The 13,588-nt window shown below is 69.3% G+C and carries 13 protein-coding genes; 2 read left to right on the top strand and 11 right to left on the bottom strand.

What is annotated here, in order from left to right; all coding sequences use genetic code 11:
• Nucleotides 1-220 precede the first annotated feature (220 nt).
• From ACZ7IB_RS36255 to ACZ7IB_RS36210, 10 genes are all read right to left on the bottom strand, one after another.
• Complete coding sequence (locus tag ACZ7IB_RS36255; RefSeq protein WP_470918544.1) at nucleotides 221-1,336, bottom strand: aliphatic sulfonate ABC transporter substrate-binding protein; 1,116 nt, start codon at nucleotides 1,334-1,336, stop codon at nucleotides 221-223.
• A gap of 244 nt (nucleotides 1,337-1,580) precedes the next feature.
• Complete coding sequence (locus ACZ7IB_RS36250; RefSeq protein WP_470918543.1) at nucleotides 1,581-2,957, bottom strand: sulfate adenylyltransferase subunit 1; 1,377 nt, start codon at nucleotides 2,955-2,957, stop codon at nucleotides 1,581-1,583.
• Nucleotide 2,958: 1 nt separating this feature from the next.
• Nucleotides 2,959-3,894: a sulfate adenylyltransferase subunit CysD gene (cysD, locus tag ACZ7IB_RS36245; protein ID WP_470918542.1), complete on the bottom strand. Its 936-nt coding sequence runs from the start codon at nucleotides 3,892-3,894 to the stop codon at nucleotides 2,959-2,961.
• On the bottom strand, nucleotides 3,891-4,436 hold the full coding sequence (cysC, locus tag ACZ7IB_RS36240) for an adenylyl-sulfate kinase (RefSeq protein WP_470918541.1): 546 nt from the start codon (nucleotides 4,434-4,436) through the stop codon (nucleotides 3,891-3,893). Before cysC ends, cysD begins: the two co-directional genes overlap by 4 nt.
• A gap of 23 nt (nucleotides 4,437-4,459) precedes the next feature.
• Nucleotides 4,460-5,173 (bottom strand): phosphoadenylyl-sulfate reductase, encoded by a 714-nt coding sequence (locus tag ACZ7IB_RS36235; RefSeq protein WP_470918540.1) that lies wholly within the window; start codon nucleotides 5,171-5,173, stop codon nucleotides 4,460-4,462.
• A complete protein-coding gene (locus tag ACZ7IB_RS36230; RefSeq protein WP_093895403.1) occupies nucleotides 5,170-5,349 on the bottom strand; it encodes a hypothetical protein in 180 nt (59 codons plus the stop codon). Before ACZ7IB_RS36230 ends, ACZ7IB_RS36235 begins: the two co-directional genes overlap by 4 nt.
• The gene (locus tag ACZ7IB_RS36225) at nucleotides 5,346-7,043 is read right to left on the bottom strand and encodes a nitrite/sulfite reductase (protein ID WP_470918539.1); all 1,698 of its coding nucleotides are present in this window, start codon (nucleotides 7,041-7,043) and stop codon (nucleotides 5,346-5,348) included. The genes ACZ7IB_RS36230 and ACZ7IB_RS36225 overlap by 4 nt, the downstream gene beginning before the upstream one ends.
• A 114-nt stretch (nucleotides 7,044-7,157) precedes the next feature.
• Entirely contained in the window at nucleotides 7,158-7,241 is an 84-nt protein-coding gene (locus ACZ7IB_RS36220) for a putative leader peptide (protein ID WP_470918631.1), read from the bottom strand.
• A 170-nt stretch (nucleotides 7,242-7,411) separates the two neighbouring features.
• On the bottom strand, nucleotides 7,412-8,005 hold the full coding sequence (locus ACZ7IB_RS36215) for a GNAT family N-acetyltransferase (RefSeq protein ID WP_470918537.1): 594 nt from the start codon (nucleotides 8,003-8,005) through the stop codon (nucleotides 7,412-7,414).
• A gap of 110 nt (nucleotides 8,006-8,115) precedes the next feature.
• Complete coding sequence (locus tag ACZ7IB_RS36210) at nucleotides 8,116-11,205, bottom strand: AfsR/SARP family transcriptional regulator (protein WP_470918535.1); 3,090 nt, start codon at nucleotides 11,203-11,205, stop codon at nucleotides 8,116-8,118.
• A gap of 181 nt (nucleotides 11,206-11,386) precedes the next feature.
• Here ACZ7IB_RS36210 and ACZ7IB_RS36205 point away from each other — a divergent pair, with 181 nt between their 5' ends.
• Together ACZ7IB_RS36205 and ACZ7IB_RS36200 are read left to right on the top strand one after the other, a co-directional pair.
• Nucleotides 11,387-11,629, top strand: a complete 243-nt coding sequence (locus tag ACZ7IB_RS36205; protein WP_470918533.1) for a hypothetical protein — start codon at nucleotides 11,387-11,389, stop codon at nucleotides 11,627-11,629.
• 690 nt (nucleotides 11,630-12,319) lie between these two features.
• Nucleotides 12,320-12,625: a hypothetical protein gene (locus tag ACZ7IB_RS36200; protein WP_470918532.1), complete on the top strand. Its 306-nt coding sequence runs from the start codon at nucleotides 12,320-12,322 to the stop codon at nucleotides 12,623-12,625.
• A 282-nt stretch (nucleotides 12,626-12,907) separates the two neighbouring features.
• On the opposite strand, the gene ACZ7IB_RS36195 is transcribed toward ACZ7IB_RS36200, so the two are convergent.
• Nucleotides 12,908-13,342, bottom strand: a complete 435-nt coding sequence (locus ACZ7IB_RS36195) for a helicase associated domain-containing protein (RefSeq protein WP_470918530.1) — start codon at nucleotides 13,340-13,342, stop codon at nucleotides 12,908-12,910.
• Nucleotides 13,343-13,588 lie beyond the last annotated feature (246 nt).

Raw genomic sequence — 13,588 nt, 5'->3', positions numbered from 1 at the left:
GGACCGACCGGCAAATGGGGGCGTCGCGGGGCTGGGCACGCACTCCCCCAAGGCCTCAAGGGCCAGGGGGGACCCCCTCCGGCGTTGTCGTCAGTCGACAGCTTCCCCGAGCTCTCGGCTTCGCTCGAGCAGGGGAGACCCCATCGCGTTGCCTCCCTCCTCCGCCTTGCAGTTGCACCCAGCCCCGCTCCTTCTCCCACCCCCCATTTGCCGGTCGGTCTTACCTGACGCCGAGAGCGGCGTCGGCGACCTCGGGCTTGCCCGCGGCCTTCAGGACCTTGTTCAGCGGCTTCAGGTCGTAGATGCCGGTCAGGTCCGGTTTCTCCAGCAGACCGGCCTTCACCGCGTGGTCGGCCTCCGCGTTCAGTGTGGCGGCCAGCGGGTCATCGGTGATCTGGATCGACTTCCACGCCGGGTCGAGGACCTCGGCGGGCAGCGCCTTGCCGGTCAGCTTCTCGAGCGCGGCGTTGGCGGAAGCCTTCGCCTTGTCCGGGTTGGCGTTGATCCACGCGTTGGTCTTCACCGAACCGCGCAGCACCGCCTCGACGACATCCGGGTGCTCGCTCAGGAACTTCTGCGACACGATGATGTTCGTGATCACGAACTTGTTGTCCGGCCAGAGCGTCGACTCGTCGAGCAGTTCCTCGGCCCCCTCGGCGACCAGCTTGGACGCGGTGGGCTCGGGGACCCAGGCGCCGTCGATGGAACCGGACTTGTAGGCGTCCGGGGTCACCTTGTTGTCCGTACGGACCACGGAGACGTCGCCCTTGCCGCTCTGGGCGTCGACCTTCCAGCCCTTCTCGGAGATCCAGTTGAGGAAGGCCACGTCCTGCGTGTTGCCGAGCTGCGGGGTGGCGATCTTCTTGCCCTTGAGGTCGTCCAGAGTCTTGATCTTCTTCGGGTTCACGACCAGCTTCACCCCGCCGGAGGCGGAGCCGCCGATGATCCGCAGGTTCTTGCCCTTGGACTTGGTGAAACCGTTGATGGCGGGCGACGGGCCGATGAAGCCGATGTCGATCGAGTCGGCGTTGAGCGCCTCGATCTCGGAAGGGCCCGCGTTGAACTGCGAGGTCTTGAGCCGGGTGCCGCCGAGTTCCTTCTGGAAGAGCCCCTCCTGGTCGCCGACCAGCGCGGTGGCGTGCGTGAGGTTGGGGAAGTAGCCGATCCGCACGGTGTCCGTGGAGAGTTTCTTCGCGTCGGCGGCGACGTCCGATTTCCTGGAGTCGTCGTCCTTCGCCTCGGAGCCGTAGCCGCAGGCGGTGAGCGCCACGGCGAGCAGCGGCAGGGCGGCGGCAGCGGCGAGGCTGCGGCGGAGCGTGGTACGGGGGGCAGGCACGGGAGGTTTTCCTCTCGTTGTCCCGGTGATCGCGTCCCCCGGAAGCTATGGGGACGCGGCCGGGAAGTCGGCAAGTCTTCGTCTGAACCGGCTGTGCAGGCGGTGCGATTGGTGCATGCGGGCGCGCAGGCAGTGCGCGTACGTCACCGCGCACATCGCGCGACCCCGCCCTGGCCGCTGCCGAGGGCGCCGCTGCCGACGCGGCCGCCCTCCTTCGCGAAAGTGGAGTAGATGTCGATACTCATCAGAAGTTCCATTCGGCGTCGTCGGTGGCCGCGGCATCGGTCTGGGCCACGGCGGCGAACGAGGCACCGGCCATGCCGGCCGTCAGCGTGGTGCCGTCCGCCGGGTCGATCAGGAGGAAGGAGCCGGTGCGCCGGGAGTCCGCGTACGCGTCGAGCGCCAGCGGCTCCGAGGTGCGGACGACGACCCGGCCGATGTCATTGGCGACGAGCCGGCCGGGCGCCGGGTGCTGGGAGAGGTCGTCCAGCGTGAGGCGCGAGGGGATGTCCTTGACGATCGCCTTGACCGTGCGGGTGGTGTGCTTGAGCAGCACCCGCTGGCCCACCGTGAGCGGCTGGTCCGCGACATGGCAGACGGTCGCCTCGACGTCCCGCGTGACCGCTGGTGCGTCGTCGGCCGGGGCGATCAGATCACCGCGCGAGATGTCGATGTCGTCGGCCAGCCGGATCGTCACGGACTGGGGCGCCCAGGCGATGTCCACGCTCTCGCCGAGCGCGTCGATCGCGGTGACCGTCGACGTACGGCCCGAGGGCAGGACGGTGACGGCCTCGCCGACGCGGAAGGCACCGGCCGCGATCTGGCCCGCGTAGCCCCGGTAGTCCGGGTGCTCGGCCGTCTGCGGCCGGATGACGTACTGGACGGGGAAGCGGGCGTGGCAGGCGGTGAGGTCATGGCTGACCGGCACCGTCTCCAGGTGTTCCAGGACCGTCGGGCCGCCGTACCAGTCCATGTGCGAGGACGGTTCCACGACGTTGTCACCGGCCAGCGCGGAGATCGGGATCGCGGTACACCAGTTTTCCTGGGGGTCCCCCCCAGACCCCCAGCCCGGGACGCCGAGGGATGCGGCGTACGCGGTGAACTCCTCGGCGATGGCGGCGAACACGGGCTCCGCGTAGTCGACCAGGTCCATCTTGTTGACGGCCAGCACCACATGCGGCACCCGCAGCAGCGCGGCGACCGCGGCATGGCGGCGGGTCTGCTCGACGACACCGTTGCGGGCATCGACCAGGACGACGGCCAGCTCGGCCGTCGAGGCCCCCGTCACCATGTTCCGGGTGTACTGCACATGCCCCGGGGTGTCGGCCAGGATGAACCGGCGGCGCGGCGTCGCGAAGTAGCGGTAGGCGACATCGATGGTGATGCCCTGCTCGCGCTCAGCCCGCAGCCCGTCGGTCAGCAGCGCCAGGTCGGGCGCCTCTTGGCCCCGGCTGCGCGAGGCGTGTTCGACGGCCTCCAGCTGGTCGGTGAGGACGGACTTGGAGTCGTGCAGAAGACGTCCCACGAGGGTGGACTTGCCGTCGTCGACGGACCCCGCGGTGGCGAACCGCAGCAGGGTGGTGGTCGACAACTGCTCTGTGTGCTGGGTGAGTGTGGTCATCCTAGAAGTACCCCTCGCGCTTACGGTCTTCCATCGCGGCCTCGGACATCTTGTCGTCGGCACGCGTCGCGCCCCGCTCGGTGAGCCGGGAGGCGGCGATCTCGGTGATCACGGCGTCCAGCGTCGTCGCATCCGAGTCGACGGCGCCGGTGCACGACATGTCGCCGACCGTGCGGTAGCGCACCTGCCGGGTCTCGACCTGCTCGCCCTCCTTGGGGCCGCCCCAGTCGCCCGCGGTCAGCCACATGCCGGAGCGGTTGAAGACCTCGCGCTCATGGGCGAAGTAGATCTCCGGAAGCTCGATTCCCTCACGGGCGATGTACTGCCAGACGTCCAGCTCGGTCCAGTTGGAGATCGGGAAGACCCGGACGTGCTCACCGGGGGCGTGCCGGCCGTTGTACAGCTGCCACAGCTCGGGGCGCTGGCGGCGCGGATCCCACTGTGAGAACTCGTCGCGCAGCGAGAAGACCCGTTCCTTGGCGCGCGCCTTCTCCTCGTCACGGCGCCCGCCGCCGAACACGGCGTCGAAGCGGTGCTGCTGGATCGCGTCGGTCAACGGCACGGTCTGCAGCGGGTTGCGGGTGCCGTCCGGGCGTTCGCGGAGCTTTCCGGCGTCGATGTACTCCTGCACGGAGGCGACATGGAGCCGCAGCCCGTGCCGGGCCACTGTCCGGTCGCGGTACTCCAGCACCTCGGGGAAGTTGTGCCCGGTGTCGACGTGCAGCAGCGTGAACGGCACCGGTGCGGGCGCGAACGCCTTGAGCGCCAGATGCAGCATCACGATGGAGTCCTTGCCGCCGGAGAACAGGATCACCGGCCGCTCGAACTCGCCCGCCACCTCGCGGAAGATGTGTACGGCCTCGGACTCCAGGGAGTCCAGGTGGCTGAGTGCGTACGGATTGTCGGTGCCTTCCGACACAGTCGCGACGGTCGTCACGCTGCACCCCTCTCGCTCAGCAGCGCATACAGCTCCGCCGCGGACTCCTGCACGGTCTGCCGGTGCGACTCGATCCGCAGATCCGGCGACTCGGGCGCCTCGTAAGGGTCGTCGACCCCGGTGAGCCCGCTGATCTCGCCGGCCGCCTGCTTGGCGTAGAGGCCCTTCACATCGCGTACGGAGCACACCTGGACCGGAGTCGCGACATGCACCTCCAGATACGCGGTGCCCTCGGCCTGGTGCCGCTTGCGTACCGCGTCCCGGCTGTCCGCGTACGGGGCGATGACCGGGACCAGCACCTTCACGCCGTTGGCCGCCAGCAGCTCGGCGACGAAGCCGATCCGCTGGACGTTGGTGTGGCGGTCCTCGCGGGAGAAGCCGAGACCCGCGGAGAGGAACTCCCGGATCTCGTCGCCGTCGAGTACTTCCACGCGGTGGCCCTCGCCGCGCAGCCGCGCGGCGAGTTCGTACGCGATGGTGGTCTTGCCCGCGCTCGGCAGACCGGTCAGCCAGATGGTGGCTCCCGTCTCCGTCACGCTCATCGAAGTCTCCTGATCAGTCGTCATCAGTCGTGCAGCCCGCACTCGGTCTTGCCCCGGCCGGCCCAGCGTCCGGCGCGTGCGTCTTCGCCCTCCAGCACCCGGCGGGTGCAGGGCGCGCAGCCCACGGAGGCGTAACCGTCCATCAGCAGCGGGTTGGTGAGAACGCCGTGCTCGGCCACGTACGCGTCGACGTCGTCCTGCGTCCAGCGGGCGATCGGCGAGATCTTCACCTTCTGCCGCTTCTCGTCCCAGCCGACGACCGGGGTGTTCGCCCGGGTGGGGGACTCGTCGCGGCGCAGCCCGGTCGCCCAGGCCGCGTAGGAAGTCAGGCCCTCCTCAAGGGGCTTGACCTTCCGCAACTTGCAGCACAGGTCCGGGTCGCGGTCGTGCAGCTTCGGTCCGTACTCGGCGTCCTGCTCGGCCACGGACCGGCGCGGAGTCAGCGTGATGACGTTGACGTCCATCACGGCCTCGACCGCGTCGCGGGTGCCGATCGTCTCGGGGAAGTGGTAGCCGGTGTCGAGAAAGACCACGTCCACACCCGGAAAGGCGCGCGAGGCGAGGTGGGCGACGACGGCGTCCTCCATGGACGAGGTGACGCAGAACTTCCTGCCGAAGGTGTCGGCGGCCCATTGGAGGATCTCCGGCGCGGAGGCGTCCTCCAGCTCCCGGGCTGCCCGTCCGGCCAGTTCCTTCAGCTCCTCGACAGTGTGTTCTCCGGTCTGAGTATCCGTCATATCCCGTCCCGTTCAACGTCGTTACGCTGCAGCCCCCGGGTCAGCAGACCCAGGAACTTCAGCTGGAACGCGCGGTTGCAGGAGGCACACTCCCAGGCGCCATGGCCGGTCTCGTGCGGGCGCAGGTCCTCGTCACCGCAGTAGGGGCAGTAGAACGGGGCGGCGCGTTCGCTCATGACAGCGACTCCGCACCGGCACGCGCCGCCCAGGTCGCGAACCGCTCGCCGTCCTCGCGCTCCTCCTGGTAGCGGCCCAGGACCCGCTCGACATAGTCGGGCAGTTCGGCCGAAGTGACCTTCAGGCCACGGACCTTCCGGCCGAACCCGGCCTCCAGGCCCAGAGCGCCGCCCAGGTGCACCTGGTAGCCCTCGACCTGGTTGCCGTCGGCGTCCAGGACGAGCTGGCCCTTGAGGCCGATGTCTGCGGTCTGGATGCGGGCGCAGGCGTTGGGGCAGCCGTTGATGTTGATGGTGAGCGGCTCGTCGAACTCCGGCAGGCGGCGCTCCAGTTCGTCGATCAGCGAGGCACCGCGCGCCTTCGTCTCGACGATCGCCAGCTTGCAGAACTCGATGCCGGTGCAGGCCATCGTGCCCCGCCGGAACGGAGAGGGCCTCACCTGGAAGTCGAGCGCTTCGAGGCCGGCGACCAGGGAGTCCACCCGGTCCTGCTCCACATCGAGGATGAGCATCTTCTGCTCGACGGTGGTGCGCAGCCGGTCCGAGCCGTGGGCGGCCGCCAGGTCGGCGATCTTGGCCAGGGTGGAGCCGTCCACGCGGCCGACCCGGGGTGCGAATCCGAGGTAGAACCGGCCGTCCTTCTGCTGGTGGACGCCGATGTGGTCGCGCCAGCGGCTGCTGGGCTCCGCGGGCGCGGGCCCGTCGATGAGAGGACGCTTCAGGTACTCGTCCTCCAGTACCTGGCGGAACTTCGCCGGGCCCCAGTCGGCCATCAGGAACTTCAGGCGGGCGCGGGTGCGCAGCCGGCGGTATCCGTAGTCACGGAAGATGCCGACGACCCCGGCCCAGACGTCCGGAACCTCGTCGAGAGGCACCCAGGCGCCCAGCCGCTCGGCGAGACGCGGGTTGGTGGAGAGCCCGCCACCGACCCAGACGTCGAAGCCCGGGCCGTGCTCGGGGTGGACGACGCCGACGAACGCGATGTCGTTGATCTCGTGCACCACGTCCTGCACCGGCGAGCCGGAGATCGCGGTCTTGAACTTGCGCGGCAGGTTCGAGAACTCCTTGTTGCCGATGTAGCGCTCGTGGATCTCGTCGACCGCCGGCGTCCCGTCGATGATCTCGTCGGCGGCGATCCCGGCCACCGGGGAGCCGATGATCACGCGGGGGCAGTCACCGCATGCCTCGGTGGTGGAGAGCCCGACGGCCTCCAGCTTCTCCCAGATCGCCGGGACGTCCTCGATGCGGATCCAGTGCAGCTGGATGTTCTGCCGGTCGGTGATGTCCGCGGTGCCGCGCGCGTACTCCTGCGAGATCTCGCCGATGACCCGCAGCTGCTCGGTGGTCAGCCGGCCGCCGTCGATCCGGACCCGCAGCATGAAGTACTTGTCGTCCAGCTCCTCGGGCTCCAGGATCGCGGTCTTGCCGCCGTCGATCCCGGGCTTGCGCTGGGTGTAGAGGCCCCACCAGCGCATGCGTCCACGGAGGTCGTTGGGGTCGATCGAGTCGAAACCGCGCTTGGAGTAGATCGTCTCAATGCGTGTCCGCACATTGAGACCGTCGTCGTCCTTCTTGAACTGCTCATTGCCGTTGAGCGGAGTGTGGTGCCCCACGGCCCACTGGCCTTCGCCACGGTGGCGTCCGGCCTTGCGGCGGGGCGTGGTGGTCGCAGGCTGTTCCGGGGTAGCGGCCATGACGGTACGTCCTTCGGGACTGCAGGAGGGCGGCTCTGAACTGCACACTCGCGCTGAGGCGCGGCGGTGCGCAGGGTTTGCAGAGAAAAGAGGATCGCGGCGGTGCTGGGACTCTCAGCTCGCCGGACAGATGGAGCTGGACACGCGGCCGAGATCGACGTGGCGTCGACTCACCAAGGCAATTCCAGTTCCAGACATGACGGAAGCCTGTCACGCGAATCTCGGGCCAGTCCACCACTATCCATGATGTGGACGGGAGTGTCCCGTGATGCGAGACGGTGTGGTGCCCATCACTCGACCCGCCCGTGCCGGGCCGTCCGTAATAGCCGCAATCTCCCTACTTGTCGCCGGGGGGCGCTGTCCGCGCGCTACCGCGCCGCCCCTGGCCACGGCCCCGGTGTCGCCGCCTCGGGCTCCAGCTCCACCTTCGTGTCGAAGAGCTTGAAGCCACGCCGCAGATAGTTGTCCATGGCGTGCGGGCCGTCCTTGGAGCAGGTGTGCAGCCACACCCGCTTCGTCGGTGTCCGCTCCGGCCAGCGTTCCGCCAGGTCCCAGGCGCGGGCGACGCCGTGCGAGAGCAGAAAGCCGCCTATCCGGCGCCCCCGGAAGGCCGGTATCAGCCCGAAGTACATGATCTCGACCGCGCCGTCGTCCTGCGGGTCCAGCTCGATGTATCCGGCCGGGGTGCCGTTCTCGTACGCCACCCAGGTCTCCGCCCCGGGCCGGTCCAGGGCCTTCTGCCACTGCGCGTACGTCATCGTGAGCCGGTCCGTCCACTGGATGTCGCCGCCGACCGCCGTGTACAGGAACCGGCTGAACTCGGGCAGCGGGACCTCGGACCGCACGATCCGCACGTCGCCCTCCGGGACCGCGGCGGGGCGCAGATCGTCGGGGGAGGTCTGTTCCAGGGACCAGATGGTCACCTCGTCGGTGGTCGCAGCGGTGTGCGCGGGGTTGCTCATGGCTGCCAGGGAACCATGCCGCGCGGCCAGGGCCCAAGCCGGTCCCGCGGCTCGGACAGCGGGACCGCCGGCAAGTGGCGGGAGAGAGGCCCTAGGAGGTACTGGCTTGGCTAGGGCGCGTTTCGAAAGTCCCGCACTGCTGAGGCCTCGTCCTGGGTGCGGGCTGCGGCCACGAGGTCACCGGCCATGGTCTGGGTCTTGGCCAGGGTGTCGAGGCCCACGGCCAGCCAGGTGCGGGAACCGATCTTTCGCCACAGCCTGACGGCTGCTTCGGCGCGTCGGCGGGCCGGCGCCGGTCGGCCCGCTACGAGTTGCGCCTCGGCGAGTGCATAGAGCGTCGCTGCCTCGCCCCACAGGTTGCCGAACTCCCGGTAGGTCCAGAGCGTGCCGGCCAGTAGTCGACGCCCCTCCGCATGAGCGCCCTGTCGCACCAGGACGTCCCCCAGCCAGCACGTGGCATGCGCGGTGGTGAGCCGGTCACCCAGACTCTCGCTGATCGAGGCTGCCTGCCGGAAGCAGTCGGCGGCGGCGGGGTAGGCGCCACGTGCGCGGTGGCTCTGTCCCAGGCATCGCAGGGCCTGGGCTTCGCCGGGCCGGTAGCCCGCTTCCCGGCTCGCCCGCAGGCACTGTGTGAACCGCTCCATGGCCGCTTCGACACGCCCTTGCTCGAGGTGGATGACGCCGATGCCGTTGGTGGCGTAGACGAGGCAGTTGACGTTCTCCACCGTTCGGGCCAGCGCGGCCGCCTGTTCGAAATGACGCACGGCCGAGGAGTACTGGCCCAACAGGCGGTGTACGTACGCCAGTCCGGCTGTGGCGCTGGCTCGGTAGTCCGGGCCCTCGCGGTCGGCGAGCTGCAGCGCCTGCTCGAAGTGGCCCAGCGCTTCCGGGTACCGGTCGAGGATAGTGGTGAGTTCGCCCAGGCAGCGGTGGAGTTGGGTGGCGCTGCGCCGGTTTCCGCTGCTCAGTGCCGCCTTCAGCGCCCGGTTCTGGATCCGTTCCCAGTCGTCGAAGTGGCTGCCGATCTGGAAGAGCGTTGTCAGCGTGGTGGCCAGCCCGGCGGCCGGCGCGATCTCGGCTCTGTCAAGCGCCTGGTCCACCACGTCGATGAGGAATTGGCGCTCGTCGTTGAACCAGGCCAGTGGGTCCGCGAGGATCTGGCTGGTGTCCGTCGGCGAGGGCTGCCAGGATGCCAGGCCGGCCTGCGAGGTGCCCTGGAAGTCGACGCTGAGGGTGTCCGCGGCCAGGTCGGCCAGGTGCAGGCTCGCGCCCAGCAGCCGTGTGAGCGCGTCCGTGCGGTCCTGCGGCAAGACCTCCCGCTCCGCCCGTTCCCGGCCCAGCAGCCGCACCAGGTCGTGCAGCCGGTAGCGCACTCCGGTGGCACCAGCCGCCCCAACCTCCACCACATGCACATCCACCAGTTCGTCGAGCACGGCCTCCGCGCGGTCCAGGTCCATGTCCAGCAACGCGGCCAGGGCCCAGACGGCGAAGTCCGGTCCAGGCAGCAGGGCGAGCATCCGCAGGGCGTGCCGAATCATGGGGGCCATGCCCCGGTAGGTCAGCTCCAGGCTGGCCCGTACGGCGATGTGACCGACGGCCAGCTCATCAAGCTTGCGTTGCTCGTCGGCGAGCGCACGGGCGACCTTGGCCAGCGGCCAGTGCGGTCGTGCGGCCAGTCGCGATCCGGTGACCCATACCGCGAGGGGAAGACCGCCGCAGGTTTCCACGATGGACCGGGCCGATTCGGACTCCGCGGCGGTCCGGTCTGCGCCCACCATCTCACGCAACAGTGCCAGCCCCGTTGCGGAGTCGAGGACTGTCAGGGGGAGCCGGACACCGCCCAGGCTCGCCAGCGTGGTCCGGCTGGTGACGATGGCGGCGCAGTGTTCACCGCTGGGCAGAAGGTCGTCCACCAGCAGCGCATCGGCCGCGCTGTCCAGCACGACGAGTGTCCTGCGCTGGGCCAGCAACGTGCGGTAGAGATTGATTCGCCCGGTCGCGTCAGGGGGCATCGCACCGCCGTGTACGCCGAGCGCCCGCAAGAAGGTGCCCAGGACCGTGAACGACTCGGCCGGCTCGTCACTGAAACCCCGCAGGTCCACGTAGAGCTGACCGTCCGGAAACCGCGAGGCCAGCAGATGCCCCGTGCGCACGGCGAAGGCCGTCTTGCCGACCCCGGCCGAGCCGGTGACCAGCAGGGTCACCGACCCGGACGTTTCCTGGCCGAGCAGTCGGCGGGCTTCAGCCAACTCGTCTTTCCGGCCCACGAACAGGGACGGGGTCGGCGGAAGCAGGCGAGGGCGCGGTTGCTGTGCGTTCGCTCCGACCCGATCCTCATGACCGCTCCTGGTGGCGTCGTCCGACCGGTCCGAAGCCGACGCGTGCGGGCTCGCCGCTGACGCGGCCCGCTGAGGGGACGGGACGCGCGCCGGTACGGAAGCGATGCCGGAAAGGTGGGAGGGCACGTCGAGCGCAGGGTCGGAGGTGAGTAACTGCTGGTGAAGCTGTCGTAGGGCTTGGCCGGGATCGACCCCCAGCTCCTCGGCCAGCCGCCCCCGGATGCGCTGGTAGTGGGCCAGGGCGTCAGCGGGACGTCCCTCGCGGTGCAGGGCGAGCATGAACTGGCCGGCCACCCGCTCGTCCAAGGGATGGGTGACGGCCCGTGCCGACAGATCGGCCAGACACTCGCTGTGGCGGCCGGTACGCAGCATGGCGTCGGTCCGGTCCAGCTCCGCCGTCCATCGCTCTGTCCGCAGCTGCTCGCGCAGGGTGTCCACCCACAGGCAGTCCATGCCTGCCAGCGGTTCGCCCTGCCAAAGCCCGAGCCCCTCCTCGAACAGGCTCAGGGCGGACCGGTCGTCCGGGACCTTCCTGGCCCGTGCGATCAGGTGGCGGAAGCAGTGCAGATCCACCGTGGTCTCGTCTACGTCGAGCACGTAACCGCCGGACCGGCGGGCCAGACGGATGCCGTGCGGGTCCAGCTCGCGGCGCAAACGAGATATGTAGGTGTAGAGCGTGTCGCGGGCCCGGAGGGGTACGCGATCGTCCCATACGCGGCAGAGCAGCTGGTCGGCGGAGACGGGGCGGTTTGCGTCGATCAGCAGAACCGCGAGAACGCACTGCTGCCGCGGGTGCCCCAGAGGTACCGGCCTACCGTCGACCCGCGCCTGAAGAGTGCTCAGTAATCGGAACTCCACCATGCCGCGCTCCCCTTTCGCGCCAGTACAGGCCCAGAGAGCATCACTGTGACCTGCTCCTCAAGGTTTCTCGCAAGGTTTGCCCCAGGTCGTCCGTACATCGTTGTCGACGTGTCCGGAACCTAGCGGACTAGTACCCGACCGCGCCCGTATTGGGTGAAAGGTCCGTAGAAAAGGAGAATCTATGCGTGCACGAATCTGGCTCACCGGCGCTGCACTGGGAGCCGCCCTGCTGACGGGTGGTACGGTCGCCGCCGCGCAGGCGGCACCCGCCCCCTCCGTGGCGCGGACGTATACCGACATCGGTACCTTCTCGTCCCAGAGCGCATGCCTGTCGTTCGGGCGGGCCGGCATCTACTCCGACTGGTACTGCAAGAAGAGCAGCACCACCAACAACTGGCACCTCTGGGTGAACTTGAATTCGTAGGGCGCATCCGGGACTTTGTGTGAGCCCTCCGGCCTCACGTGGCGTTGAGCCGGTCCTCAAAGAAGAGCGAGAACTGGCTCAACGCCTCCGGGGCTCGGGCGACGGCAGCGTCCGACACACGACCATCCCTACCCCATCCACCTACGCTGCGCAGATCCTCCAGTTCCAGGAGGCCGGTGTGGCTCGCCGACAGGCCGGTGCGACTCCCGCTCCCGGGGCGTCGGACCCGGCGCCGTCCGGGTCCGCCAGGCCTTCGTGCCTATCGCCCGCCGCCGGCCCGGACGGCCCGGTCGGCGCGGCTGCCGCCCGGCGGCGGGCGTGAGGCGATCGGGATCGGGCCTCCGCCGACGGGCCGTACGAAGAGTCCTGTGCGGCCCGTCGGTGTCTGCCCCAGAGGTTCACCGGCTCAGGCGGTGGTGCGGTCCCCACGCGAACTCGAGGTCGTCCAGCAGGACGTCTTCCAGCGAGCCCTTCCACCGGCCGCGCAGGAGGACGGTCCCCGTCCCGGCCCGTGCGGTACTGCAGCGCGTCAGGAAGGTCGGCCAGCGCGCCGACGGTCCATTCGGGCACGACGTGCTGGTAGGGCTCCAGGCCATTGGCATGCGCTCGACTTTGGCGACGCCGAGAACTCGAAGACACCCTGAGAGACACGGACACGAGATGAGGACTGACATGAAGGCTCGTAACGTAATGACTCGCATAGCCGGGGCTGCGCTGGGAGCCGCCCTGCTGACGGGTGGTACGGTCACCACCGCGCAGGCGGCACCCGCCCCCTCCAAGGCGATGGCGTATACCGACATCGGTACCTTCCCGACCTTGGCCGCATGCTGGTGGGCCGGGTCGGCCAGCGTCTACTCCGACTGGTACTGCCTCGGTACCTTCTCGTCCCAGAGCGCATGCGTGTCGTTCGCGCGGGCCAGCGTCTACTCCGACTGGTACTGCCAGAGGACCAGCGCCAGCAACAACTGGCAACTCTGGGTGTTCTTGGATTCGTAGGGCGTGTCCGGGGCTTTGTGTGAGTCCTCCGGCCTCACGTGGTGTTGAGCCGGTCCGACACATGACCATCCCCACCCCACCCACCTACTCTGCGCAGATCCTCCGGTCCCAGGAGGCCGGTGTGGCTCGCCGACAGGCCGGTGCGACTCCCGCTCCCGGGGCGTCGGACCCGGCGCCGTCCGGGTCCGCCAGGCCTTCGTGCCTATCGCCCGCCGCCGGCCCGGACGGCCCGGTCGGCGCGGCTGCCGCCCGGCGGCGGGCGTGAGGCCACACGCCCGGCCGTCAGTACCCGGACCCCGCACCGTAAGAGCGGCGCTGCTCAGCGACCCACCGCCCAGGCGGATACCCGCCCACCCCGTCCCAGCCGTCCGGTGCGATGTACGTATACGGCATCCGCAGCCGGGTGTTCCCCGTCTCGCGCAGCCACCGTCCGGCCGCCTCGATCCCATGCCGCCAGTACGCTCCTTCCGGGTCGATCACCCGCAGCCGCACGAACCTGGCCAGGACAGCAGGGTCGCGTTCCTCGCTGAACTGCAGCACCCCGGCCGCCGACCCGCTCAGTGCCACCGTCCCGCCGGGACCGCGCTCCACGTCCTCGGCGCCGTCGCTGGTGGACCCGCGGGTCGGCGAGTGCTTCGACGGTGTCCGTGCGTGTGCGCGGAGCGCTCCGAGGACCTTGGAGAGGGGTCTTGTAGGCGTCCGAGGCCACCATTTCATCCGGCTTCTCGCCCGGCCTGAGGAACACCGGCATGATCAGCGTCGCGCGTTTCCCGCGTCCGGGACGGGTGTGCAGGGCGCGTCCGACCATTTGCACGATGTCGACCATCGGCCCACGCGCGTCCGCGACAAGCACTGGCGGAGACCGCTTAGCCTCGATCCACCGACGTGCTCTGAAGATGATCTCTTGATCGTTTGGTGAGCTGGTTTCGGTCGGTGGTCGTGGGTGGGCAGGTTGTTTCTGCT

This window comes from Streptomyces sp. NPDC037301 (genome assembly GCF_055602785.1).
The sequence above is the reverse complement of the archived record's forward strand: the minus strand, read 5'-3'. Positions and strand labels throughout refer to the sequence as shown.